At 68.7% G+C, this 22,509-nt stretch carries 19 protein-coding genes; 3 read left to right on the top strand and 16 right to left on the bottom strand.

Annotated elements, in window-relative coordinates:
• Window positions 1-305 precede the first annotated feature (305 nt).
• The 4 genes from A9G05_RS02105 to A9G05_RS02090 all read right to left on the bottom strand — a co-directional run bounded on the left by A9G05_RS02105 (window position 306) and on the right by A9G05_RS02090 (window position 6,059).
• Window positions 306-2,849, bottom strand: coding sequence for a TonB-dependent receptor (locus tag A9G05_RS02105; RefSeq protein WP_256548222.1), 2,544 nt, complete (start codon window positions 2,847-2,849; stop codon window positions 306-308).
• A 107-nt stretch (window positions 2,850-2,956) separates the two neighbouring features.
• A complete protein-coding gene (locus A9G05_RS02100) occupies window positions 2,957-3,919 on the bottom strand; it encodes a FecR domain-containing protein (RefSeq protein WP_069559405.1) in 963 nt (320 codons plus the stop codon).
• The gene (locus A9G05_RS02095) at window positions 3,919-4,428 is read right to left on the bottom strand and encodes a sigma-70 family RNA polymerase sigma factor (RefSeq protein ID WP_069559404.1); all 510 of its coding nucleotides are present in this window, start codon (window positions 4,426-4,428) and stop codon (window positions 3,919-3,921) included. Before A9G05_RS02095 ends, A9G05_RS02100 begins: the two co-directional genes overlap by 1 nt.
• A 758-nt stretch (window positions 4,429-5,186) precedes the next feature.
• Window positions 5,187-6,059 (bottom strand): helix-turn-helix domain-containing protein, encoded by an 873-nt coding sequence (locus A9G05_RS02090; RefSeq protein ID WP_069559403.1) that lies wholly within the window; start codon window positions 6,057-6,059, stop codon window positions 5,187-5,189.
• A 148-nt stretch (window positions 6,060-6,207) separates the two neighbouring features.
• Here A9G05_RS02090 and A9G05_RS02085 point away from each other — a divergent pair, with 148 nt between their 5' ends.
• Entirely contained in the window at window positions 6,208-7,113 is a 906-nt protein-coding gene (locus A9G05_RS02085; RefSeq protein WP_069559402.1) for a DMT family transporter, read from the top strand.
• Complete coding sequence (locus tag A9G05_RS02080; RefSeq protein WP_069559401.1) at window positions 7,110-7,427, top strand: cupin; 318 nt, start codon at window positions 7,110-7,112, stop codon at window positions 7,425-7,427. The genes A9G05_RS02085 and A9G05_RS02080 overlap by 4 nt, the downstream gene beginning before the upstream one ends.
• Here the strand turns inward: A9G05_RS02080 and A9G05_RS02075 are convergent.
• A complete protein-coding gene (locus A9G05_RS02075; RefSeq protein ID WP_069559400.1) occupies window positions 7,424-8,242 on the bottom strand; it encodes an AraC family transcriptional regulator in 819 nt (272 codons plus the stop codon). The genes A9G05_RS02080 and A9G05_RS02075 overlap by 4 nt on opposite strands.
• 145 nt (window positions 8,243-8,387) lie before the next feature.
• Here A9G05_RS02075 and A9G05_RS02070 point away from each other — a divergent pair, with 145 nt between their 5' ends.
• The gene (locus A9G05_RS02070) at window positions 8,388-9,266 is read left to right on the top strand and encodes a DMT family transporter (protein ID WP_069559399.1); all 879 of its coding nucleotides are present in this window, start codon (window positions 8,388-8,390) and stop codon (window positions 9,264-9,266) included.
• Between the two features lie 593 nt (window positions 9,267-9,859).
• Here A9G05_RS02070 and A9G05_RS02065 read toward each other — a convergent pair.
• From A9G05_RS02065 to A9G05_RS02015, 11 genes are all read right to left on the bottom strand, one after another.
• Complete coding sequence (locus A9G05_RS02065; protein WP_069559398.1) at window positions 9,860-10,228, bottom strand: hypothetical protein; 369 nt, start codon at window positions 10,226-10,228, stop codon at window positions 9,860-9,862.
• Window positions 10,225-11,064, bottom strand: a complete 840-nt coding sequence (locus tag A9G05_RS02060) for an SDR family oxidoreductase (RefSeq protein ID WP_069559397.1) — start codon at window positions 11,062-11,064, stop codon at window positions 10,225-10,227. Before A9G05_RS02060 ends, A9G05_RS02065 begins: the two co-directional genes overlap by 4 nt.
• Before the next feature lie 40 nt (window positions 11,065-11,104).
• On the bottom strand, window positions 11,105-11,569 hold the full coding sequence (locus tag A9G05_RS02055; protein ID WP_069559396.1) for a multidrug transporter: 465 nt from the start codon (window positions 11,567-11,569) through the stop codon (window positions 11,105-11,107).
• A 182-nt stretch (window positions 11,570-11,751) separates the two neighbouring features.
• Window positions 11,752-13,200, bottom strand: coding sequence for a mannose-1-phosphate guanylyltransferase/mannose-6-phosphate isomerase (locus A9G05_RS02050; RefSeq protein WP_069559395.1), 1,449 nt, complete (start codon window positions 13,198-13,200; stop codon window positions 11,752-11,754).
• Between the two features lie 127 nt (window positions 13,201-13,327).
• Window positions 13,328-13,972 (bottom strand): alginate O-acetyltransferase AlgF, encoded by a 645-nt coding sequence (locus A9G05_RS02045; protein ID WP_069559394.1) that lies wholly within the window; start codon window positions 13,970-13,972, stop codon window positions 13,328-13,330.
• A gap of 56 nt (window positions 13,973-14,028) precedes the next feature.
• Entirely contained in the window at window positions 14,029-15,162 is a 1,134-nt protein-coding gene (locus tag A9G05_RS02040; RefSeq protein WP_069559393.1) for an alginate O-acetyltransferase, read from the bottom strand.
• A gap of 13 nt (window positions 15,163-15,175) precedes the next feature.
• Complete coding sequence (locus A9G05_RS02035) at window positions 15,176-16,732, bottom strand: MBOAT family protein (protein ID WP_069559392.1); 1,557 nt, start codon at window positions 16,730-16,732, stop codon at window positions 15,176-15,178.
• Window positions 16,733-16,905: 173 nt separating this feature from the next.
• Window positions 16,906-18,006 carry a mannuronate-specific alginate lyase gene (locus tag A9G05_RS02030; protein WP_069559391.1) on the bottom strand — a complete coding sequence of 367 codons (1,101 nt, stop codon included), beginning with the start codon at window positions 18,004-18,006 and terminating at the stop codon, window positions 16,906-16,908.
• A gap of 14 nt (window positions 18,007-18,020) precedes the next feature.
• The gene (locus A9G05_RS02025; RefSeq protein ID WP_139131055.1) at window positions 18,021-19,436 is read right to left on the bottom strand and encodes an alginate O-acetyltransferase; all 1,416 of its coding nucleotides are present in this window, start codon (window positions 19,434-19,436) and stop codon (window positions 18,021-18,023) included.
• Window positions 19,437-19,464: 28 nt separating this feature from the next.
• Window positions 19,465-21,024, bottom strand: coding sequence for a mannuronan 5-epimerase AlgG (gene algG, locus A9G05_RS02020; RefSeq protein WP_069559389.1), 1,560 nt, complete (start codon window positions 21,022-21,024; stop codon window positions 19,465-19,467).
• Between the two features lie 26 nt (window positions 21,025-21,050).
• Complete coding sequence (locus A9G05_RS02015) at window positions 21,051-22,502, bottom strand: alginate export family protein (protein WP_069559388.1); 1,452 nt, start codon at window positions 22,500-22,502, stop codon at window positions 21,051-21,053.
• Window positions 22,503-22,509: the final 7 nt, after the last annotated feature.

The raw sequence follows: 22,509 nt of genomic DNA, 5'->3' as shown, positions 1-22,509 counted from the left end.
ACGGTGCTGTGTGGCCGGCGGCTCCGGCGGTGAGCTGAAGCGGAACGCCGCCCGGCCCACCCTGCGGCCCCGGTACGGCTTTCCCCGGGGCGGTTTCAACCGCGAAATCTCCGTGCCACATCCATCGCGAATGAATCCGCCACGCCCGGCACATCGCGTCCCTGGGCGTAGGGAGGATGGCGCTCTTTCCATCCACCAAGGGCGTTCGCCGTGAGCCCACAGGGTGGGCCGATGAAGCGCGGTCCACCCTGTGCACCGAGGGGTGATGTAGCCCGGGCTTCAGCCCGGGGACGGGGCCAGGCGGCTCAGAACTCGATGCTGTAGCTCAGGCTGTAGGTGCGGCCACGGCCGTGGTAGTCGAACAGGTCGGCGGTGGCGGCGGTGCCGTAGAACACCTGTGCGCGCTGGCCCCAGACGGTGGTGTAGTCCTTGTCCAGCAGGTTCTGGATGCCGAAGTTCAGCGTGCCCACCGGCAGGGCCTGGCTGCCCAGCAGATCGAAGGTGGTGTAGCCGTCGATCCTGTGGTCGTTGCCGTCGAAGGTGCCATTGGCCAGGACGTTGCCGTCGTCGCTGAGGTTGAAGCTGCGCACGGCCTGCAGGCGCAGGCTGGTTTCGCCGTTCTGCCAGCCGGCGAAGGCGGTGAGCTTGGACGGGCTGGCGGCGGTGACGTCCTGCTTCTGCCAACGGTCCGCGATCTTCTGCTGGGAGCGGATGGCCAGGGCGCTGGCGCCGATCTGCCAGTTGTCGTCCAGCCAGTAGGTGGCCTGGCCTTCGAGGCCGTAGTTGCGCTTCTTGTTGCTCAGTTGCTCCACCAGCAGGGTGCTGCGGTTGTAGGTGATGCTCTTGTCCGACCAGGCGTAGAAGGCCGCCAGTTGGGCGTCCAGGCCATCGGCGTAATGGCGCCAGCCGAGTTCCACCTGCTTGGTCTTGATGCCGTCCAGGGCGGAGTCCTCGACGTTGACGTGGCGGCCCAGGCTCCAGTGGTTGCCCACCCGGGTGTAGCTGCCCTGGCCGTAGTACTTGGCCGGGTCGGGCAACTCGAAGCCCTCGGAGTAGTTGGCCCAGACCTGCTGCGCCTTGCTCAGCTTGTAGACGGCGCCGGCGTTGTAGAGGTCCACCTGGTAGTCCTTGGAACCGCCGGGCACGGCGTCGGCGCTGGTGCCGTTGCCCTTGCTGATCTGCACCTGCTGGGCGGCGGCGACGAAGGAGCCGACGTCGTTGCCGATGCGCTGGTGGCGCACGCCGGCGGACAGGGTCAGGTCGTCGGTGGCCTTCCAGCTGGCCTGGGCGAACAGCGACTTGCTGTCGGTGTCGATGCCCGGGTAGCGGCCGACGCGGGCGTACTCGTCGGCCACCAGCCCGCCGGTGTTGGCGGCGGTGTTGAGGTTGAACAGCGCCTGGTCGGAATCGAAGCTCTCCCACTCGAAGTCGGCGCCGTAGGTCAGGCTGACGCGGTCCCATTCCTTGACCAGCACGGACTTGAGGCCGAAGTAGTCGGTGTCCTGCTGCGAGGCGGAGTAGTAGGAGCGGTTGGTGTCGATGGCGCCGTTGGTGAAGGTGATGGAGGGGTAGGGCTGGAAGGCCATCTCCTCGCTGCGGTAGTAGGCCTGCAGGTAGAAGTCGTGGCCCAGCACCTCCGGCACGTGCCAGGTGGCGTTGAACTGCTGGCGCTCGGTGTGCGGTTCGCGGTCGAAGCTGGCGCCGCCTTCCACTTCGAAGGGCGTCTGGCCGCGCAGGCCCTGGAAGTTGCGCCCCAGGTTCACGCCCTTCTTGCCGTCGTAGCCGGAGTCGTACCACTGCATGCCCAGGTTCAGGGTCTGGCCGTTGGCGAAGGCGAAGTCCAGGCTGCCCATCACGTCCACCGCCTGGTTGTACTGCAGGTCGGTCTGGGTGATGTCGAGCATCACCTGGTCGCCGTTGCCGTCGTAGGCGGCGCCGTTCTTCTGGTAGGCCACCGAGACGCGGCCCTTGACCCGCTCGCTGCCGCCGCTGACCGACTGGGCCACGCGCCAGTCGTGGTCCTGGTGGGTCTCGAAGCCGCTGCGCACGCCGATTTCGCTGGTGAAGCGCGCCTCGCCCGCCTCGGCGCGCTTGGTGACGATGTTGATGATGCCGCCGGTGGCGCCGCCGCCGTACACGGCACTGGCGCCGGAGAGCACTTCGATGCGCTCGATGTTGAACGGGTCGATGGAGTCGAACTGGCGGCTGATGCCCCGGGAGCTGTTCAGCGACACGCCGTCGATCATCACCAGGGCGCTGCGGCCGCGCATGTTCTGGCCGTAGTTGGTGCGGCCCTGGGGGCCGATGTCCAGGCCCGGGATCAGTTGCCCGAGGGCTTCCTTGAGGGGCACGCCGCCCTTGGTCTGCTCCTGCAACTGGTGGCTGTCGATCACCCACACCGTGCCCGGCAGCTCGCTGATGCTCACCGGCGCGCGGGAGCCGATCACCACCTGGCGGTCGATCTCCAGGGCCAGGCTGTCGTCGGCATTGCGCAGGCTGAAGCCACCGTCGCCGGCTTCGGCGCGCAGGCCGCTGCCGGCGAGCAGGTGGTCGAGGCCCTCGGCCACGCCGAACTCGCCCTTCAGGCCCTGGGTGCTGCGGCCCTGGGTCATTTCCGGGCTGAAGGCCAGCAGCACGCCGGCTTCGCGGCCGAAGCGGTTGAGCGCGGGCTCCAGGGCGCCGGCCGGGATGTCGAAGGCCTGGCGCTGGTCGGCACCGATCACCGCATCCTGGGCGCTGGCGACGGCGGGCATCCCGGTGGCGGCCAGGCTCAGGCCCAGCAGCAGCGGTTGCAGGGCGCGGGCCAGGGGCGTGCGGGTGAAGCGGCGGAGGGTCGGGTCGGCGTTCATGGTGGCACTCGTCGAGAGAGGGAAAGGGGGTTCTGCCTTCCCTGTCACGCGAGGCCGGGAAAAAGGTTCAGGTCGGTGGAAATTTTTTCACAGGGCCGATGCGCGGCTCAGGAGGCGGCCCTGGGGTGCACGCTGATCCAGTAGCGGGTGACGCTGCGCACCTCCACCGGCAGGGTGCGCGGCAGCAGGGCGAGGATGCGGTCGGTGTGGTCCAGCGGGTAGGTGCCGGACAGGCGCAGGTCGGCGATGGCCGGGTCGCAGCCGATGCGCCCGTGGCGGTAGCGGCCGAGTTCGGCGAGGAAGTCGCCCAGGCGCATGGCACTGGCCACCAGCATGCCGTTGATCCAGGCCACGCTGTTCTCGTCCACCGCCTGGGCCGCCCCGCTGCCACGGGCGTCCAGGTCCAGGCGCTGGCCGGGATGCAACGCCAGGCGCTGGCCGTGGCTGAACACCTGGGCATCGCCGGCGAACAGGCTGACCTGGCTGCGGCTGTCCTGCAGGCGCACGGCGAGGCGACCGCCGTTGAGCAGGACCAGCCCCTGGGGCGTTTCCACCCGCAGCGGGCGAGCTTCGTCCACCGCGTCCACCAGCATCTCGCCCTGGTGCAGGTGCAGCAGGCGCTGGCGGGCGTCGAAGCGGATGTCCAGCGCGCTGTCGGTGTTCAGCGACAGGGTCGAGCCATCGTCCAGGGTCAGGTTGCGCCGCTCGCCCACGGCGGTGCTCTGGTCGGCGCGCAGGGCCAGTAGCGGCTCGCTGTCCCGCACCGCCAGGGCGCCGCCACCGGCGATCACCAGCAGGGTGAGCAGCTTCAGGGCGTCGCGACGGCCGCGCGAGGTGGGGGCATCCAGGGCGGCAAGGGCAGTGGGCGTGTTCAACCCGCGCAGGCCCTGGTTGACCGACTCGATGCGCTGCCAGGCGCGCTCGTGCTCCGGGTCGGCGGCGCGCCAGCGTTGCCAGTCCTCCTCGCGCTGGCGCGACGGCGTGCCGTCCTGCAGCTCCACCAGCCACTGCACGGCCTGGGCGGCGACGGCGGGGGCGATGCGTGGCTCGCCGCTCTTGCGCAGGGCCATCAGAGGCACTCCGCGAAGTAGCAGCGCTCGGCGGCCTTGGCCATGTAGCGCTTGACGCTGGAGAGGGAGAGGCCGAGCTGTTCGGCGATCTCGGCGTAGGTGCAGCCGTCCACCTGGGCCAGCAGGAAGACCTTCTTGGCTTGGGGCGGCAGGCCGTCGAGCAGGCGGTCCAGCTCCACCAGGGTCTCCAGGATGATGGCGCGGGCCTCCTCGCTGGGGGCCTCGTCCTCCGGCAGCGCGGCGAGGGCCAGCAGGTAGGCGCGCTCGATGTCCTGGCGGCGGTAGTGGTTGGCCAGCACGCGCTTGGCGAGGGTGGTGAGGAAGGCCCGGGGTTCGAGGATGCGGTGCGCCTCGCGCCCCAGCAGCACCTTGAGGAAGGTGTCCTGGGCCAGGTCGGCGGCACTCTGCGGGCAGCCGAGCTTGCGCTGCAGCCAGTGCCGGAGCCAGCCGTTGTGGTCCCTGTAGAGCTTGTGCAACGCCTGCTCGGGGGCTGCCGGGCTGTGGGTCAAGGAGGGCTCCGGGAAGGTTCGGAAAGGGATTAAATAGGAATGCTTCGCATTCTATTTGTGCCGAGGGGCCTTGCGCAATGCGCGGGGTCATCGGCGGTAAACCCCATCCTTCCAGAGGGTGTCGCGGAGCCTGCGTGGGAGCGGTTTCAACCGCGATGGCGCTTGCAGTCGTAGCCCGGACTTCAGTCCGGGTTGCCGGGGGGCCGGTCCCGGGCTGAAGCCCGGGCTACGGTGCTTTTCACGTCCACCGGCGGCGTTTACCCATCACACCGATGGTGGACCGGTGAAGCGTGGTCCACCCCTTGCACGGCAAGGGCTGTGGTGCCGGCCGTCGAGTTTTTTCGCGAATGAATTCGCGTCCACCGGGCCTGTTCCGCCGGTGTATTGCGCTATGTGTGGGAGCGGTTTCAATCGCGATGGAGTATGCAGCCGTAGCCCGGACTTCAGTCCGGGTTGCCGGGGGGCCGCTCCCGGGCTGAAGCCCGGGCTACGGTGCTTTTCACGTCCACCGGCGGCGTTTACCCATCACACCGATGGTGGACCGGTGAAGCGTGGTCCACCCTACGCACGGCAAGGGCTGCGGTGCCGGCCGTCGAGTTTTTTCGCGAATGAATTCGCGTCCACCGGGCCTGTTCCGCCGGTGTATTGCGCGTGTGTGGGAGCGGTTTCAACCGCGATGGCGCTTGCCGTTGTAGCCCGGACTTCAGTCCGGGGTTGCCGGGGAGCCGGTCCCGGGCTGAAGCCCGGGCTACGGGGATTCAGCTCATGGCCGCGCGGTATTCGCCCGGTGTGCCGCCGAGCGCGCGGCGGAAGCGGTTGCTGAAGTGGCTGGCGCTGGAGAAGCCGCAGGCGAGGGCGACCTCGCCCAGGGGCAGGGTGGTGTGGGCCAGCAGGTGGCGGGCGTGGGCCAGGCGGCGGGCGAGGACGTACTGGTGCGGCGGCAGGCCGAAGCTTTCGCGGAACATCCGCGCGAAGTGGTACTCCGAGAGCGCCGAGAAGGCCGCCAGTTCGCCCAGGCTCAACGGCTCGGCGAGGTGTTCCTCGATGTAGGCCATCAGCCGCTTGCGCAGGGCCGGGGCAAGGCCGCCCTTGAGCTGCGGGCCCTGGCGCAGCCCCACCTGGGTGAGCAGGGCGTGGTTGAGCATCTCGTGGGCGAGGCTGGTGGTGAGCAGGCGTTCGCCCGGTTCGTGCCAGTCCAGTTGGACCAGGCGCTGGAAGCGCATGACCTGCTCGGGGTCGTCGAGGAAGGTCGCTTCGCGCATCTCCAGCTCGCGGGGTTCGCGGTCCAGCAGGGTGACGGCGGCGTGGGCGAACTGCTCCGGCGGGATGTACAGGTGGGCGAGGCGGATCTCGCCGTTGACCACCCAGGACGAGTCGTGCCCCGCCGGCATGACGCACAGCTTGCCTGGGGCGCCTTTGGTGTCGGGGCGCTCGCGGCGGAAGGTGCCGGTGCCGCCGGCCAGGTAGCAGGACAGGGTGTGGTGGCTCGGCCCTTCGTAGTCGCGGGCGTCGTGGTGGTTGCTCCACTGCGCGGCGGCCAGGCCGTCGCCCAGCTCGGTGCAACGCTCCAGGCGGGCGTTGGGCGAACTGGCCATCGACTGGAAAACCTGATGCTGCAGCAGTGGCGACATGGACATAGCCTCCGTGGGACGAACGCCATGCTAGCGCGGGCGTGGCGTGCGAGGCAGCGGGGCGCGGTGGATAAGCGCAAGTTTTTGCAAGCCCGCCGACGGGCTGCGCGGGAGACTGACCCCTCGACGCACCGCCCGGAAGACCGCCATGAACCTCTCGCTGTACCTGCTCACCGTGCTCATCTGGGGCACCACCTGGATCGCCATCAAGCTGCAGATGGGCGAGGTGGCCATCCCCGTGTCCATCGCCTACCGCTTCGCCCTGGCCGCCGGGGGGCTGTTCGCCATCCTGTTGCTCAGCCGCCGCCTGCAGAAGCTCGACGGCCGCGCGCAGATGATCTGTCTGGCCCAGGGGCTTTGCCTGTTCTGCGTCAACTTCATGTGCTTCTACAGCGCCAGCCAGTGGATCCCCAGCGGGCTGATCGCCGTGGTGTTCTCCACCGCCACCTTGTGGAACGCGCTGAATGCGCGGGTGTTCTTCGGCCAGCGCATCGCCGCCAACGTGCTGGCCGGCGGTGCCTTGGGCCTGGCCGGGCTGGCGCTGCTGTTCTGGCCCGAGCTGGCCGGCCACCAGGCCAGCCGCGAAACCTGGCTGGGCCTCGGCCTGGCGCTGCTGGGCACGCTGTGCTTCTCCGCCGGCAACATGCTCTCCAGCCTGCAGCAGAAGGCCGGCTACCGGCCGCTGACCACCAACGCCTGGGGCATGTTCTACGGCGCCTCGCTGCTGGCCCTGTGGTGCCTGGCCAGCGGCACGCCCTTCGCCATGGAATGGAACACTCGCTATGTCGGCTCGCTGCTGTACCTGGCGATCCCCGGCTCGGTGATCGGCTTCACCGCCTACCTGACCCTGGTGGGGCGCATGGGGCCGGAGCGCGCGGCCTACTGCACGGTGCTGTTCCCGGTGGTGGCGCTGAACATCTCGGCCTTCGCCGAAGGCTATGCCTGGACCGCCCCGGCGCTGCTCGGCCTGGTGCTGGTGATGGCCGGCAACCTGCTGGTGTTCCGCAAGCCGAAAGCGCCGGTGGCCGCCGCGCCCCTGGGGAGCCGCGCATGAGCCAGCGCGTGGTCCGCAGCCGCGACTTCACCGCCGAGCGTGCCTGGGGCGCGCTGGACATCGCCAACCTCGACGGCACCACGGTGCGCCTGCACTGGACCGACCAGCCGTACATCTGGCACGTCAACGACGGCAGCGAAGTCTTCGTGGTGCTCGATGGCGAGGTGGAGATGCGCTACCGCGAGGGGGGCGAGGAACATGCGGTGCTGCTGGGCGTGGGCGACCTGTTCCATGCCGGCCCCGGTTGTGAGCACGTGGCCCACCCCCGTGGGGTGGCGCGCATTCTGGTGGTGGAGCGCGAGGGCAGCGTCTAGCGGCGCAGCGCCCGTGCCAGCACACCGGGTGTGTAGCCGTAGGCGCGGGTGAAATGGCGGTTGAGGTGGCTCTGGTCGGCGAAGCCGCAAGCCAGTGCCGCCTGCACCGGTGCTTCCCCCGCCAGCAGTTGGCGGTGGGCCTTCTGCAACTGGCGTTGCAGGCGATAGGCGTGGGGCGGCAGGGCGGTGACGGCCTTGAAGGCGCGCAGGAAGTGATGGGGGCTGACGCCGGCATCCCGCGCCAGCTCGCCGAGGCTGACCCCTTCCTCCGGCGCTTCGTCCAGGCGCTGGATGGCCCGGGCCACGGCGCCCGTGGGCAGGCGCGGCGGGGCGCCGCGACGTGCCTCCAGCAGCGCCCCCAGCACCTGCAGCAGCTCCTGCTCGGCCACCTCCCACCAGGGCTCGTCGGCCGGCCCGGTGAGGGCCGCGTGCAAGGTGAGGAAGGCCTGCCGCGTGGCGCTGCAGGGCAGCACCGGGTGGGCCAGCTCGACGCCGGGGCTCTGGTCGAGCAGCCCGGCCGCGCGGGCGATCAGGGCGCTGTCGAAATACAGCATGCGCCAACTGCGCGGGCCGTCCGCCACGGGGCGGCCGTCGTGCACTTCGTTGGGGTTCACCGAGATCAGGCTGCCCGGTTCGGCGCGCACCTCGCCGCGGCCGCTGGCGGAGTCCTGGGCGCCGTGGAGGATGACGCCGATGCCGAAGCCGTCGTGGCTGTGACGGCCGAAGGCGCGCCGCGAGGTGGCTTCCACGGCCAGCACGCCGGCCAGGCGGCTGGGCTGGATGTCGAAGGCTTCGGTGTGCGTCCCGCCGGCCATGTGCGGCTCCCCGGTCGTGTGCGAGGCCGCAGTATAGCCAGGGTGGGCACGGGCCCCGGCAGATCAATTTCGTTCAAGAATCGAGGCGGCGGATGGGCCTGAATGGGGCCTCGCAATCCAGCGAGAGGCTATTCGGGAGGTCGGGGTGTCGAGACGTGCGCAAGGCTATCTGCTGCTGTCACTGGCGATGATGACGGTGGGCACCACGGTCATCGCTTCCAAGGTCCTGGCGGGCAGCGTGCCGCCGTTCCAGGCCACGGCACTGCGCTTCGCCCTGGCCCTGCCGGTGCTGCTGTGGCTGCTGCGGCGCCAGGGTGCAGCGTGGCCGCGCCTGGGGGCGGGGGACCGCGTGTTGCTGGTGCTCCAGGCCGCCGCCGGCAGCGTGGGCTACACGGTGCTGCTGGTGATGGGCCTGGCCCACCTGCCGGCGGCGGATGCGGGGGTGATCATCGGCACCTTGCCGGCGGTGTCCGCACTGTTCTCGGTGCTGGTGCTGGGGGAGCGGCCGGGGCTGCGGCAGGTGGTCAGCGTGGCATTGGCGACCCTGGGGGTGATGGCGGTGGCCTGGAAGGCCAGCGGGCCGAGCAGCGGGTTCGGGATGCTCTGCGTGTTCGGTGCGGTGCTGTGCGAGAGCGCGTTCATCCTGCTCAACAAGCGCATGCGCCAGCCGCTGGGCGCGGTGCAGCAGGCGACGGCCATGGTCCTCCTTGGGCTGCTGGTGTCGGCGCCGGCGGCCTTGCTGGAGGGGCCGCTGGCCTGGCCTGCGCCGGCATCCCTGGGGGCGCTGGCGTGGTACGCCTGGGTGCCGACGGCGGCGGGTTTCCTGCTCTGGTATGCCGGCTCGTCGCGGGTCAGCGGCGGGGAGGCGGCCACTTTCACGGCGGTGGCCCCGCTCACAGCAGTGGCGCTGGCGGCCGTGTTGCTGGGGGAGCCGCTGGGGCTGTCCCAGGGGCTGGGTATTGGGGCGGTGGTCCTGGCGATCCTGGTGCTCGCCATGCCGTCACGCAGCACGGCCAGCCGCTAGCCCTCCGTGCTGCCAGTTCCGTAGCCCGGGCTTCAGCCCGGGAGCGGTGCCGGGTGTTCCCGGACTGAAGTCCGGGCTACGGTCGGGTGCTGGTCTTGCCATTGCCCGGCATGGCCAGCCGCTGGCCGCTGGCTTTGTCGGCCTTCTTCGCTTCGCACGGGCTCATTGCCGCGCCGGTGTCTTCGAGTTCCGTAGCCCGGGCTTCAGCCCGGGAGCGGTGCCGGGTGTTCCCGGACTGAAGTCCGGGCTACGGTCGGGTGCTGGTCTTGCCATTGCCCGGTACGGCCAGCCGCTGGCTGCTGGCTTTGTCGACCTTTTTCGCTTCGCACGGGCTCATTGCCGGGCGGGTGTCTTCGAGCCGATCAGGGCCTTAGGATGCGGTGAGCTCGGCGAACCGCATCACTGATTGGGATGCATGAGACCCCAGCGGCTTCCATTCGCGTGCCCAGGAATCTCGAAGCCCTTCGCCCGGAGCCGGTCACGATGGGCTTCGCACAGCTCAGCCCATCCTGCGGACGGAGCGGGGCCGTAGGATGCGGTGAGCTTGGCGAACCGCATCGCGGTGATGAGGACCGAGCGAGGCGCAACGCGGGTCAGCGGCGGTGCAGGAGGACGAGGCCGGCGAGGACGGGGTAGCAGAGGTAGTGCAGGACGAACAGGGCGATGGCCATGGGGCCGGGGGCGTTCTGCAGGGTCATCATGCCCAGCAGGCCGAGGTAGAGCACGCCGAGCAGGGCGCCGTAGCCGAGGACGATGCGCCAGGCTTCGCCCCGGGTCGGCGGGCGCTTGTGCAGCAGGCGGAAGGCGAGGGCGATGAGCAGGGCGGTGGCGCCGGCGATCACCAGGGTGGCCAGCAGCCCGCCGAGGTGCACCAGGCTGCGCAGGGCGAGGTTGAGCAGCATGGCCAGGGCCACGCCGCCGATCACGATGTAGCGCAGGGCCAGCGGGCGGGGCGCGTTCATGAGCGTTCCAGGGCCACGTTGAGGCCGAAGCGCTTCTTCAGCACCGCTTCCAGCAGGCCCTTGGGCACCAGGCTGGCCAGCAGCGGCAGGGCGCGGCTGCCGTTGCCCAGGCGCAGCAGGCGCGGGCGCGGGTGGCGCTGGATGGCGTTGAACAGGTCGCGGGCGAATTCGGTGGCGGGGGTGGGGTTGTCCTGGGAGGCGCGGGCCCGGGCGCGGATGCCCTCGCGCAGTGGCCACCAGGGCGAGCCTTCGGCGATCAGCGATTCGGCTTCGCGGCTGGCGTTGGCGCCGAAGCTGGAGGCAATGGCGCCGGGCTGCACTTCCATGACGTCGATGCCGAAGGGCGCCAGTTCCAGGCGCAGGGCGTCGGAGAGGGCGTGCACGGCGGCCTTGGAGGCGCAGTAGGCGCCGGCGAAGGGGGTGACCAGCACGCCGGAGACGCTGCCGATGTTGACCACCAGGCCACGGCTGGCGCGCAGCACGGGGAAGCAGGCACGGGTGAGGCCGACCAGGGAGAACACGTTGGTTTCGAACTGCCGGCGCAGGCCTTCGGTGCCGCCGTCCAGCAATGGGCCCATGGCGCCGTAGCCGGCGTTGTTGATGAGCACGTCGAGCCGCCCCGTTTCCTGCTGCAGGCGTTCACCCAGGCGCGCCACGGCGGCTTCGTCGTTGACGTCCAGTTGCACGCCGGTGAAGCCGGCGACGTTCAGGGCGTCCACGTCGTTGGCCTTGCGGGCGCAGGCCCAGACGTTGTAGCCGGCGGCCTTGAAGGCGTCGGCCAGGGCCCTGCCGATGCCGCTGGAGCAGCCGGTGATGAGGGCGACGGGTTGGCTCATTGCGAGTGTCCTTGTTGGTCTTGTTGTGATGGAACGTCGGTCAGTCGGCGAATCTGCCATGCAATCGTTCGGCGCGGAACTCCAGCGTGTCGGCGCGGTAGCCACGGCGCAGCGTCGGCAGCGCCAGGCAGTCCTGCCAGTCGGCACCGGCCTGCAGGCGCGGCGGGCCGAGGCTGCGCTCGGCCTCGTAGGGGGATTCGGCGAGGTTGAGGTCGTCGCCCGGGCGGTAGGCCTGCACGATCCAGGCGAGGTCCAGCAGGGTGCTGTTGCTGCCGTTGTGCACGCTGATCTTCAGCGGGCGGTCGGCGGGGCACTGGTCGGGCTGGTAGGTGAGGCGGACCTCGAGGCGGGCCAGTTGTTCGTTCACCTGGCGCTCTTCCCACAGCACCCAGGCGGCCATGAGGCCGATGACCAGCACCGCGGCCAGGGAGATGGGCAGCGCCTTGGTCGGGTGGCGGATGACCAGGATCAGCCAGGCGAAAAGGAGGATGGCGCCGATGAGCATGGGAAGGGCCCGTGACGGAAAGGCTGCAATGCTAGCGCAAACCGTGGGCCGGCAGGGGTAAAAGGCACGGGGCCGTTGGCCATTCCTGGCTCGGGCCCCGTGAGGCGGTGCGTGCGGCGGCACCTGCTGGCACAGGCGCCGGGAGCCTCCCGATGGGGGAGGGAGGCTCCGGGGTCGGCCCTTCAGCGCGCGGTGGTCACCTGGCTGAGGCGCACGCCGTTTTCACTGCGGCCGTAGACGTCTTCCAGGCGTTCGATGTCGTCCTCGCCCAGGTAGCTGCCGGACTGCACTTCGATGATCTCCAGGGGGATCTTGCCGGGGTTGCTCAGGCGGTGCACCGAGGTCATGGGGATGTAGGTCGACTGGTTCTCGGTGAGCAGGAAGGTCTTGTCATCACAGGTCACCTCGGCGGTGCCGGAGACGACGATCCAGTGCTCGGCACGGTGGTGGTGCATCTGCAGCGAGAGCTGGGCGCCGGGCTTGACGGTGATGTGCTTGACCTGGAAGCGGCCGCCCATGTCCACCGAGTCGTAGGAGCCCCAGGGGCGGTAAACGGCACAGTGGTTCTGGGTTTCCGTGCGGCCCTGGGCGTCGAGGTCGTTGACCAGCTTCTTGACGTCCTGCACGCGGTCGCGGTGGGCGATCATCATGGCGTCCTTGGTCTCGACCACGACGATGTCGTCCAGGCCGATCACCGACACCAGCTTGCCGTTGCCGTGCACCAGGCAGTTGCGGCTGTCGTGTACCACCACGTCGCCCTTGGTGACGTTGCCCTGAGGGTCCTTGTCGTGGACTTCCCAGATGGAGCTCCAACTGCCGACGTCGCTCCAGCCGGCGCAGAGCGGCACCACGCAGGCGCGGGCGGTCTTCTCCATCACCGCGTAGTCGATGGAGTTGTCCGGGCAGCAGGCGAAGGTGGCGGCGTCGATGGTGACGGTGGTGCCTTCGCGCTGGCTGCGTTCCAGGGCCAGCAGGCAGGTGTCGTAGATGTCCACGTCGTGGTGCTTGAGCTCGTCGAGGAAGCGGCTGGCGCGGAACAGGAACATGCCGCTGTTCCAGAAGTAGTCACCGGCCTCGACGTACTGCTGGGCGCGCTCGGCGTCGGGCTTCTCGACGAACCGGGCGACCCGGCTGATGCCCTCGGGCAGCTCGCCGCCGGCCTGGCCACGGATGTAGCCGTAGCCGGTCTCGGGGCGCAGCGCCGGCACGCCGAACAGCACCATCTCGCCCTTCTCGGCGGCGAGGGTGGCCAGGGTCAGGGCCTGCTGGAAGGCACGCTGGTCTTCCAGCACGTGGTCGGCGGGCATCACCAGCATCAGCTCGTCGCGGCCCTCGGCCAGCAGCTGCATGGCGGCGATGGCGACGGCGGGCGCGGTGTTGCGGCCGAAGGGTTCGAGCAGCATGGCCTGCGGGGTGACGCCGATGGCGTCGAGCTGCTCCTGGACGATGAAGCGATGGTCCTTGTTGGCCACCAGCACCGGGGCCTGCATGCCGTCGAAGGCCAGGCGCTGGAGGGTCTGCTGGAACAGGGTCTTCTCACCGGTCAGGGCGAGGAACTGCTTGGGGTACTGCTTGCGCGAAAGGGGCCAGAGCCGGGAGCCGCTACCGCCAGAAAGGATTACAGGGATCATGGTGTTTCTCCTGGGAACATTGATTAGTTGCTCATCACATCGATCACTGGTTTCTGTCTTGTAGTCCCACTGTCTCGTGCGGCGGGTACGAAGCGTGGTCCGGGGCCTGGGCCCCGGGCGGGGCGGATCAGGACTCGGCGGGGCGCTTGACCCAGACCGGGGAGAGCTTGCCACCGCTGCCGGTGACGTAGAGGCAGACCACCTCGCCGCGCTGCAGGGAGACCGGCTTGAGGTCGCTGACCTTGCGGTTGCCGTCGAACAGGGCCAGGCCCACCTTCACCGGGTTGATCTCGCGCTCGCCACGGCCCTGGGGCGCGACGTCCGCGACCACGGCGGTCTTGCCGTCGGCGGTCTTCAGGGTGAGCTTGGCGTCGGAGAGGTTCTGCACCCGCAGCAGGGCCTTCTGCTTGTTCTTGAAGGCCGGCTCTTCCACCAGCCTGGGCTCGGCGCCCGGCTGGCTGACCAGGGTGTAGTAGCGGTCGGACTCCAGTTTCACCGGGACGCTGGCGCTGCCCACCTGGGCGTTGTAGTTGCCGGCGGGCAGGAACTTGAAGTCGCTGGAGCCCAGCGGGGCGACGTCGTTCAGGGCGGCGTTGCCGACGCTGACGTCCAGTTCGCTGGCGCCGGCGTTGTAGGCGCGGACGAAGGCCGACCCCTTGGGGGCCTGCGGGCCGTAGAGGCCACCTTCGTCAGCCAGGGCGGAAAAGGCGCTGACGCCCAGGGCCAGGGCGCAGGCATACGACGTCCAGGTGCGTTGCTTCTGTCGGTTCATGGTGTTTCCTCCTTTGGTGCAGTGCGCATGGCGCTTGGGACCCGAAGGCCCGTTCGTTAATGGGTGGTGGCGACGCGCTCGCCGGGGGCGCCCTTGCGCAGCTGGGCGATCCACTGCGGGTCGAACTCGCTCAGGTCGTTGGGCATGGGCAGGTAGCGCTCGGGGAATTCCCAGATCACCAGCTCGGGGGCTGCGTCCTTCAGCTCGTCGCTCTTGAGGTACTTGAGCATCGGCAGGATCGGGCCGTGGCCGTCCTCGGCGTGGTTCACCAGGTCGCGCTGCAGGGACTGGCGCAGGGCGCCGGCGAAGTTCCAGTTGGGGTTGGCGCTGTAGCTGGTGCCCACCAGGGCCACCGGTACGTGGCTGTCGCCGAACAGGTCGCCGGATTCTTCCTCGGCTGCGGCGCGGGTTTCGCGCTTCTGCAGGGTGTCCGGGGCGGGCATCAGGTCGGCGAACAGCGGGTCGAGCGGCAGGAAGCGGGTCAGGTCGCCCTTGTAGTCCTCGTTCTTCACCGCTTCGGTGACGAAGGCCTGGTCGCTGCCGGAGAGGCTGACGCGCTCGCGCACCACCTGGCCCAGGCGCTGGGCCACCACTTCGGCGCCCTGGGGCGTCCAGTGGGTGTCGGTGCGCAGGAACACCTGGCCGTTGTCCTTGGCCTGTTCCAGCGGGCCGAGCAGGTCCGGGGCGATGATCCCGGCCTTGCGCACGGCGCCACGGAAGTGGGCGTAGAGGTCCCGGCGCAGGGCGGTGGGGCGGGCCTGGCCGACGTGCTCGGGGTAGAGCCGCGACTTGGACGGGACGATGGCCAGCACCAGCTTGATGCCCCGGCTGTCCAGTTCGTCGCGCACGCCCTGGATCAGCGCCAGGTTGTCGCGCAGGTGGCGCTCGCCGTCGGCCACCGGGTCGAACTCCTCGTCGGAGAACAGCCAGCCGTCCTGGCCGATCACCACGCCCTGGCGGCCTTCACCGAACAGGCCGTAGTCCACCAGGGCCCAGAGGTTGGTGCCGATCTGCTTGATGGGGAATTCGTCGTCGTAGTGCTTCTCGAAGGCATGGGCCAGCTTGCCGTTGAGCACGGTGGTTTCCCTGGCGACGCTGAAGCCGACGATGCCGCGCATGGACCACAGGCTCAGGGCCAGCAGCATGGCGGCGAAGGCGACGATGTAGAGGGTGTTTGCAGGTCTGCTCATGTGTGCGCTCCCTTCAGAACTGGAAGTAGAGGAAGGGGGAGAAGCTCTGCGCCGAGAGTTTCAGGATCGACGCGGCGAACAGCAGCAGCAGGGCGACACGGGTGGCCAGCACCGGCAGCTGGGTCATCCAGGTCTGTTGCCAGACCAGGGCGCCGCTGGGGGAGTAGGCGATGGCGGCCGGGTCGTCGGCGGCGGCCTGCGGGCTGCGCGGCTGGGCGGTGGCCGGGCCGTTGGCGTCGATGTGTTCGTCGGCACGGGCCTTGGGCGCGCCGGTCAGCGGCTTGGCGTGGAACTGGCGGATGCCGAACCAGGCCAGCACGGCATAGGCGAGCACCAGGGTGGCGATCTGCAGGCTGGTGAGCTGGGCGCGGTTGAGTTCGGACAGGCCCAGTTCGCCGAAGCTGAACATGGCGGCGTACATGCGCCAGGCGACGTCGAGGTTCTCGGCGCGGAAGATCACCCAGCCGATCACCACCAGCAGGAAGGCGAAGGCCCAGCGCAGCGGGTTGATCACCTTCGGCGCGGCGTCCACGCCCAGGGCGCGTTCGATGGCCAGCCAGGCGCCGTGCCAGGCGCCCCAGATGATGTAGGTGAAGTTGGCGCCGTGCCACAGGCCGCCCAGCAACATGGTGAGGAACAGATTGCGGTAGGTCTGGAAGGTGGTGCCGCGGTTGCCGCCCAGGCTGATGTACAGGTAGTCCCGCAGCCAGGTGGAGAGGCTGATGTGCCAGCGCCGCCAGAACTCGGTGATGGACTGGCTGATGTAGGGCTGGTTGAAGTTCTCCATGAAGCGGAAGCCCATCATCAGGCCCAGGCCGATGGCCATGTCGCTGTAGCCGGAAAAGTCGAAGTACAACTGCGCGGTGTAGGCCAGGGCGCCGAGCCAGGCGTCGCCCGTGGTGGGGTCGGAGAGGGCGAAGCAGTGGTCGGCGATGGGCGCGATGCTGTCGGCGATGAAGACCTTCTTGATGAAGCCCTGCATGAACCGGGTGCAGCCCTCGGCGAACTTGTCGAGGGTGTGGGTGCGGTGGTTGAACTGGTCCACCAGGTCGCGGAAGCGCAGCACGGGGCCGGCGATCAGGTGCGGGAAGATCGCCACGAAGGCGGCGAAGTCCACCAGGTTGCGGGTGGCCGGGGTGTCGCCCCGGTACACGTCGATGATGTAGCTGATGGATTCGAAGATGTAGAACGAGATCCCGATCGGCAACAGGATGTGGGTGATGACGAAGGGCTCCAGGCCGAACTGTGTGAAGATCGCGTTGAAGGTCTCCACGCCGAAGTTGGCGTACTTGAAATAGCCCAGCACGCACAGGTCCACCGCGACGCCGAGCAGCAGCCAGCGCTGCGCGGGCTTGGTGCGCACCCCGGCGGCGCCGATGCGCAGGCCGATCCAGTAGTTGAACACCGTGACGGCGGCGAACAGCGCCAGGAAGTCGATCCGCCACCAGGCGTAGAACACGTAGCTGGCGATGAGCAGGAGCAGGTTTCGATAGCGCGTCCCGACCAGGTAGTACAAGCCGAGGAAGATCGGCAGGAACAGGAACAGGAACACGTTGGAAGAAAAGACCATCCGAGTCTCTCCACTTGTACGTAACTTTCTGGGTCGCCGCCGGACCTCCGGCCCGGTGTGCGATCCGCCAGTCCCTCCCCAGGGTGTGGCGTTCAAATCCTTGCGCCGCCGCGTCTGCTGCGCGGTCGGTTGGTTCTTTCAGGCGCCTCCCCCGGGTGGGGGAGGGCACCGGATCAGCTGCCGCCCTCCTTCTTCGGGTGGAACACCTGGGTGATGTCGCCCCCCAGGCGGAAGGTCTTGTAGGGGGCCATGGAGTCCTTCCAGCGCAGGGTCTCGGGCTTGCAGCCGTAGAGGGCGCACCAGGGTTCGAGCCAGGCGAACTTGGCGCGCTTCTCCAGGTCCTCCATGTCCTGGTCCTTGCCGGTCCTGTCGTCGAAGGGTTCCTGGTCATCCACCCCGGCGATGACCTTTTCGCCGAGGCGGCGCAGGGCACCGTCGTTCTCGTTGCGCAGGTCCACGCCGTTGGCCTGGGCGAAGGCGGCGATCATGGCCAGCGGCGGCAGGCTGTAGTTGTGGTAGGCCAGGGCACGCTGCTCGCGCTTGAGTTCGTTGGGCAGGAAGCCGTCCTTGTCCACCTGGCTGGCGGCGACGCGGAACTGGGCGACGGACCAGTCGAAGAGGTCGCGGCGGTTGGTGGCGACGGCGGTGGCCATCACCGACCAGGCGGCCCAGTAGGCGTGGTTGTTGATCTTCTTCAGCGGCAGGCCGCTCCAGTCGTGCACCGTCTGGTCGGCCAGGCGCGAGAACCAGGATTCGATCTGCTGGCTCTGCCGGGTGTAGCCGGCCAGCGGGTGGGAGTTGGAGAACTTCAGCCGCAGGTAGGCCGAGGACAGGCTGCCCAGGGCCCATTTGCGGATGGACTTGCCGGTGTGGTTGTACTCGGTGCTCTGCAGGGCGTTGGCCTGGGCCCAACTGCCCATCCACTGCAGGGCGCATTCCAGTTGCGCGCGTTGCCCTTCGCGCATGTACGCCATGACCATCTTGTTGACCCCGCGCTCCATGCGGGTGATGTCGGCGGTGCTGTCGCGGAAGGCCCGTTCGGCCGTGGGGTTGAGGGTGGCGCGGGCGCGGTTGGAGCCCTCGTACTTGCTGCGGAACTCCAGCTTGCCGGTGTAGGGCGGCGGCGGGGCTTCGCAGCTTTCGGCCTTGCGCGCGTCGACGTCCACCGGGGTGTAGTAGCCCGGGGGGGGCACCAGGTCGCCGGCGTGGGCGAGGGGGCCGAGCAGGGCGCCGCCGAACAGGCAGGGGGCGAGCAACCGGAGTCGGGGTTTCATGATGACCTCCTTCCTCACTCGGCCTTGGCCGCGAGGTGTTCGCCCGAGTGGCCCGGGCGCTTGCACAGGGTCACGTCGACGCTGAGGTTCTCAGGCATCTCTTCGGGGCTGTGGATTTCCAGGGCGAGGACGTTGAGGTCCCGCCAGTCGGGGTCGTTGCGCAGTTCGAAGGCGTAGCGGCCGCCGGTGTCGACGCGGTCGCTCTGTTCGATCTTGAAGTTCTCGCGGCGGCCGTTGAGGTACCAGACGGTGGCCTTGGACTCGTGCACGGTCGGGTCGCTGAAGGTCAGGTCCACCTGGTAGTCGCCGCCACGGATGTCCTTGATCGGCTGGTTCTGGCCGTTGACGAAGACTTCGTTGGCGCCGGGCTTCATGCGCACCTTGCGCTGCATCACCGCCGGCTGGCCCTGGCAGCCGTTGTTCACCAGCGGCAGGGCCTGGCGGTAGAAGCTCTTCTGCGCCATGTCGTAGTGGGTGGCGAACTCCCAGATGATGATCTTCGGCGGGTGCTCGTGGAATTCCGCGCTGCTCATGTACTGCAGCAGGGCGCTGTCGAAGCCGCCGCCGCTGACCGCCATGTTGAGCACTTCGGCACCGCTGTGCTGCTGCAGGAAGCCGGCGAAGTTGTAGGCCGGGCCGCTGTTGCTGGTGCCCACCAGGACGATCTGCGGGTTGGATTCGTCGCCGAACAGGGCGTCGCCGCTGGCCCCCTCGCCCGAGGCTTCGGTTTCGTAGCGGTCGACGTACTGGGTGGCGTAGGTGGTGCCGCAGAGCTGGCCGGCGGTCTTGTGCAGGGTGCCGGCCTTGGGCAGCAGGCCGACGACCTTGCTGTCGAAAGTCTTTTTGGGGATCTCGTCGAAGCCGGGCATCCGCTTCAGCGTCTCGGCCACCAGTCTGGCGGTGCGGTCGGCGCCGGCCGGGGTCCAGTGGTGGTCGGCCTTGAAGTAGTAGTCGGTGTCCACGCCCTGCTCGTCGAACAGCGGCGAGAGGTCGGTGACCCAGATGCCGGTCTTGCGGAAGTCGTCCACGGCCTTGAGGTAGTTCTTCTTCGCCAGGTCGTAGTCGAAGCGGGCCTTCTCCGCTTCGGTGAGCTGTTCGCGGTTCACCAGGCCACGGGTCGGCTGGTAGACCACCATCAGCTCGACGCCCTTGGCCTTGAGTGCATCGCGCAGGCGCTTGAACTCGCTGTAGCCGAAGGCGCTGGTGCCGAAGTCGGTGCGCAAGTCGTAGCGGGTGCGGAACAGCCAGTCGCCACGGCCCTGGACCAGGGCGGTGAAGAAGCTCAGGTATTTGGTGGTGTACACGCTCGGGTCCTGGGCGACGGCGCACAGGGGGCCGGTACGCTGCACGCTGTATTCGGGCGCGGCCCAGGCCCCCTGGGACGCGGCCAGCAGGGCGGCGGCGAGGGTGGAGGGGGCGAGCCATTTCATGGGGTGTCTGTGCATGGTGGTGTGTGCCTCAATCCTGGAGTTCGGCCTGGCTTTCGACGGGGTCGATGAGCACCGCTTTGTTGCGGCGCACCATCAGGTCGAGGATTTCCTCCTGTTTCTCGCCCAGTACGCCGGCGAAGCTGATGCCGGTGGATTTGCTCGGGGCGAGCATTTCCACGCGGTACAGCTCCACGGAGAGGGGGGAGTCGATGGACAGGGGCGAGGAGCCGTTACCGGCGAGCTTGCCGCCGACCACGATCATCGAGACCTTGGTGTCGAAGGGGTCCAGCTCGATGTCGCGGTCGGTGTTGGACAGGTCCTTGATGTGCCCGTAGACGCCGGTCAGGCCGTTGGCCATGGACAGGTTCTCGTACAGGCGGATGTTCACGCTGTTGCGCAGGCGGATGCCGTGGCGCTGGTTGCCGACGATCCGGTTGCCCCACAGCAGGTTGTTGGAGCTCTCGTAGAGGGTGATGCCGTCGGAATGGTTCTGGTAGACCTCGTTGTAGGCCACCAGGTTGTTCACCGAGTTGCGGTCGATGACGATGCCCGAGAGTTTGTTGTCGTAGGTCTTGTTGTTGATGATCCAACTGTCGTCCACCTCGCGGGAGATGATGATGCCGTGCTTCTTCCGGGTGCCGTGGACGGTGTTTTCGGCGATGACCAGACCGTGGGAACGGTCGTGGGGGTCGATGCCGTAGACGATGTTGTCGCGGTAGGTGTTGCCCTTGATGACCACGTCGCGGGCTTCGTAGCAGTAGAAGCCGTACCAGTGGTCGACGAACTCCGAGTTCAGCAGCCAGCCGGTGGGTTCCGGGCGCTTGAGGCGCGCGTGCATGCCGGGGGTGTACTGGGTGATGGCGACGCCATAGGACTTGGAGTTGTCGTAGCCCAGGCTGGTGACGGTGCTGTCGGCGATGTACAGCTCGCTGCCGCCCCAGGAGACCAGGAACGGGCGGAACTCCGAGGGCGTGCGGAACCAGGCCGGGGTGTCGTCCTGCTCGCGCCAGGCCGTCAGCCTGGTGCCGGTGATGAACAGCTTGCCGTCGTTGACCAGGAATGCGCCGCGCTCCTGGGACAGGCGGAAATCATGGGTCTCTTCGCCGATGCGCAGGCTGGCGCCCTGGGCCACCACGACTGGCAAGCGGGCGATGTAGACGCCCGGTGCGGTTTCGGCGAACTGGCTGTCGGGCAGGGCCCTGGCCAGGTCGGCCGGGGTGACGAAGCCGCCTTCGATGAAGATCGCCTGGGGCATGCCGCGTTGGCGGCTGACCCAGTCGCGCATGCGCTCGTTGCCGCCGATGAAGTCCTTCAGGGCGTCCTGCTGGAGCATGCGCCGGACCACCACCTTGCCGGCGGTGCGGCGGTCCACCTTGGCTTCGATGGCTTGGCGGGTGTAGCCGGAGAGGTCGGGCAGCTCGGGCGGGTCCAGGTGCAACTGGTCCACCGGGGCGCTGGTGACGGTGTAGTTCTTGGTTTCCTTGAGGCCCTTGGCCGGCTCGGCCGCGTGCACCCACGGGGTGCTGGCCAGCAGCACGCCGAGCACCAGGCCGCTGAGCGGCCGGGGGGTTGCGAGAAGGTGGGGCATGGCTGTTCTCCCTGGGCTCGCTGGCATCAGAAGCGCCAGATGAAGTCGACGAAGGCGCGGTGCATGAGCGAGTCGGTGCCGCTGCCGTAGGCATCGCCCGGCTTGAACACGCCACCACGCAGGCGTACCAGGGCGGAGGCGTCGTCCAGGTGCTCGGCCATCCCGGCGGGCAGCAGGCCCTGGCGGAAGTAGCGGGTCACCACCAGGTCGACTTCCTGGCCGATGTCCTTCTCGCCGTCTTCCAGCGGGGCGGTGATGCCGGCCTGGCCGACGTCCTGGTTGTCGTCCACGCGCCAGAAGCGGTGGTAGACGAGGCTGGCGTCGTAGTCGTCGTGCAACTGCCAGGAGGCGAAGGCGGTGGCCACCTGCAGGTTGCTCAGCTCGCCACGGAAGGCTTCGCCGAAGCGGTGCATGCGGGCTTCGGTGCCGGTGAAGCTGGAGCGGTTGCTCTCCATGCCGGTCTGGCGGAACTGGCGGGAGCGGTCGTCGTCTCCGCCGCCGCTGCCACGGGCGTAGGCGCCGCCGACCTTCCATTGCTCGGAGAGGTTCCAGCGCAGGCCGAGGTCGACGCCCCAGGCGTTGACGTCGACGTTGCGCGAGCCGCTGGCGAGGCGCTGGTCGCCGATCACGCTCTGAGTCAGTTCGTCGGTGTCGCCGGTGAGCCAGGTGGCCTGGGCCCAGTAGTTCAGCGGGGCGGTGGAGCGCCGGTCGAAGAAGCCGCCGTCGGCGTTGATGCCGACCCAGGTGAGGTCGCCGGTGTAGCGCTTGTCCAGGGGCTCCACCACGTCGCCGGCGTCGGGCAGGCTGCCGGTGTCGCGGCTGTGGTGGAGCTTGAGGCCGACCCAGTGGCCCGGTGTCCACTGGGTGGCGATGTCGCCGAAGACGTGCTGGCGGTCCTTGTCTTCGGGGGCCAGTTCGTCGAGGTCGGTGCGGTATTCGCTGAAGCGTTCGGCGACGCCGACATGGGCGGTCAGCAGGGTGGTGTCGAAGCTCCAGCGCAGGGCTTCGATGTGGGTGTCCCACCAGGTGCCTTCGGCGCTGCGCACGCGCTGGCGGCCGAAGCGCAGGTGTTCGCCGGGGTAGGCGGTGAGGCCGCCGTAGTCGACCCAGAATTCGCGCAGGGCGAGGTAGCTCTTGTCCGGCTGGCGGCCGTCGTCGCGGGCGCCCTGTTCGCCGTCGGTGTCGCTGGATTGCAGGGTGTCGGTCTCGACGATGTCGGTGGCGCTGACGGCCTGGCCCATGGCGAAGGCGCTCCAGTCACCCCGTTCGGCGTAGACCCAGGGGCGCAGGTCGATACCCACGCCGCTGACGTCGCCGCCCTTCTGGGTGCCGAGGTCGCGGTCGTCCTCGGACTGGGCGGTGATCTTGATGTCGAGGCCGACGTTCTTGTCGCTCATCTGCACGGCGAAGGCGCTGCTGGTGGACAGAAGCGTGAGGCCCAGGCCGAGGCTGGCGGTCGTCCAGAGGTTGAATGTCATGTCGGTT

Source organism: Pseudomonas sp. ENNP23, assembly GCF_001728945.1.
Lineage (GTDB): Bacteria > Pseudomonadota > Gammaproteobacteria > Pseudomonadales > Pseudomonadaceae > Metapseudomonas > Metapseudomonas otitidis.
This window is presented reverse-complemented; position numbering and strand designations above follow the sequence as displayed.

Coding starts and splice junctions, on each gene's coding strand:
- A9G05_RS02105 (WP_256548222.1), bottom strand. CDS start 2,849: ATGAACGCCGACCCGACCCTCCGCCGCTTCACCCGCACGCCCCTGGCC.
- A9G05_RS02100 (WP_069559405.1), bottom strand. CDS start 3,919: ATGGCCCTGCGCAAGAGCGGCGAGCCACGCATCGCCCCCGCCGTCGCC.
- A9G05_RS02090 (WP_069559403.1), bottom strand. CDS start 6,059: ATGTCGCCACTGCTGCAGCATCAGGTTTTCCAGTCGATGGCCAGTTCG.
- A9G05_RS02085 (WP_069559402.1), top strand. CDS start 6,208: ATGAACCTCTCGCTGTACCTGCTCACCGTGCTCATCTGGGGCACCACC.
- A9G05_RS02080 (WP_069559401.1), top strand. CDS start 7,110: ATGAGCCAGCGCGTGGTCCGCAGCCGCGACTTCACCGCCGAGCGTGCC.
- A9G05_RS02075 (WP_069559400.1), bottom strand. CDS start 8,242: ATGGCCGGCGGGACGCACACCGAAGCCTTCGACATCCAGCCCAGCCGC.
- A9G05_RS02065 (WP_069559398.1), bottom strand. CDS start 10,228: ATGAACGCGCCCCGCCCGCTGGCCCTGCGCTACATCGTGATCGGCGGC.
- A9G05_RS02060 (WP_069559397.1), bottom strand. CDS start 11,064: ATGAGCCAACCCGTCGCCCTCATCACCGGCTGCTCCAGCGGCATCGGC.
- A9G05_RS02055 (WP_069559396.1), bottom strand. CDS start 11,569: ATGCTCATCGGCGCCATCCTCCTTTTCGCCTGGCTGATCCTGGTCATC.
- A9G05_RS02050 (WP_069559395.1), bottom strand. CDS start 13,200: ATGATCCCTGTAATCCTTTCTGGCGGTAGCGGCTCCCGGCTCTGGCCC.
- A9G05_RS02045 (WP_069559394.1), bottom strand. CDS start 13,972: ATGAACCGACAGAAGCAACGCACCTGGACGTCGTATGCCTGCGCCCTG.
- A9G05_RS02040 (WP_069559393.1), bottom strand. CDS start 15,162: ATGAGCAGACCTGCAAACACCCTCTACATCGTCGCCTTCGCCGCCATG.
- A9G05_RS02035 (WP_069559392.1), bottom strand. CDS start 16,732: ATGGTCTTTTCTTCCAACGTGTTCCTGTTCCTGTTCCTGCCGATCTTC.
- A9G05_RS02030 (WP_069559391.1), bottom strand. CDS start 18,006: ATGAAACCCCGACTCCGGTTGCTCGCCCCCTGCCTGTTCGGCGGCGCC.
- A9G05_RS02025 (WP_139131055.1), bottom strand. CDS start 19,436: ATGAAATGGCTCGCCCCCTCCACCCTCGCCGCCGCCCTGCTGGCCGCG.
- algG (WP_069559389.1), bottom strand. CDS start 21,024: ATGCCCCACCTTCTCGCAACCCCCCGGCCGCTCAGCGGCCTGGTGCTC.
- A9G05_RS02015 (WP_069559388.1), bottom strand. CDS start 22,502: ATGACATTCAACCTCTGGACGACCGCCAGCCTCGGCCTGGGCCTCACG.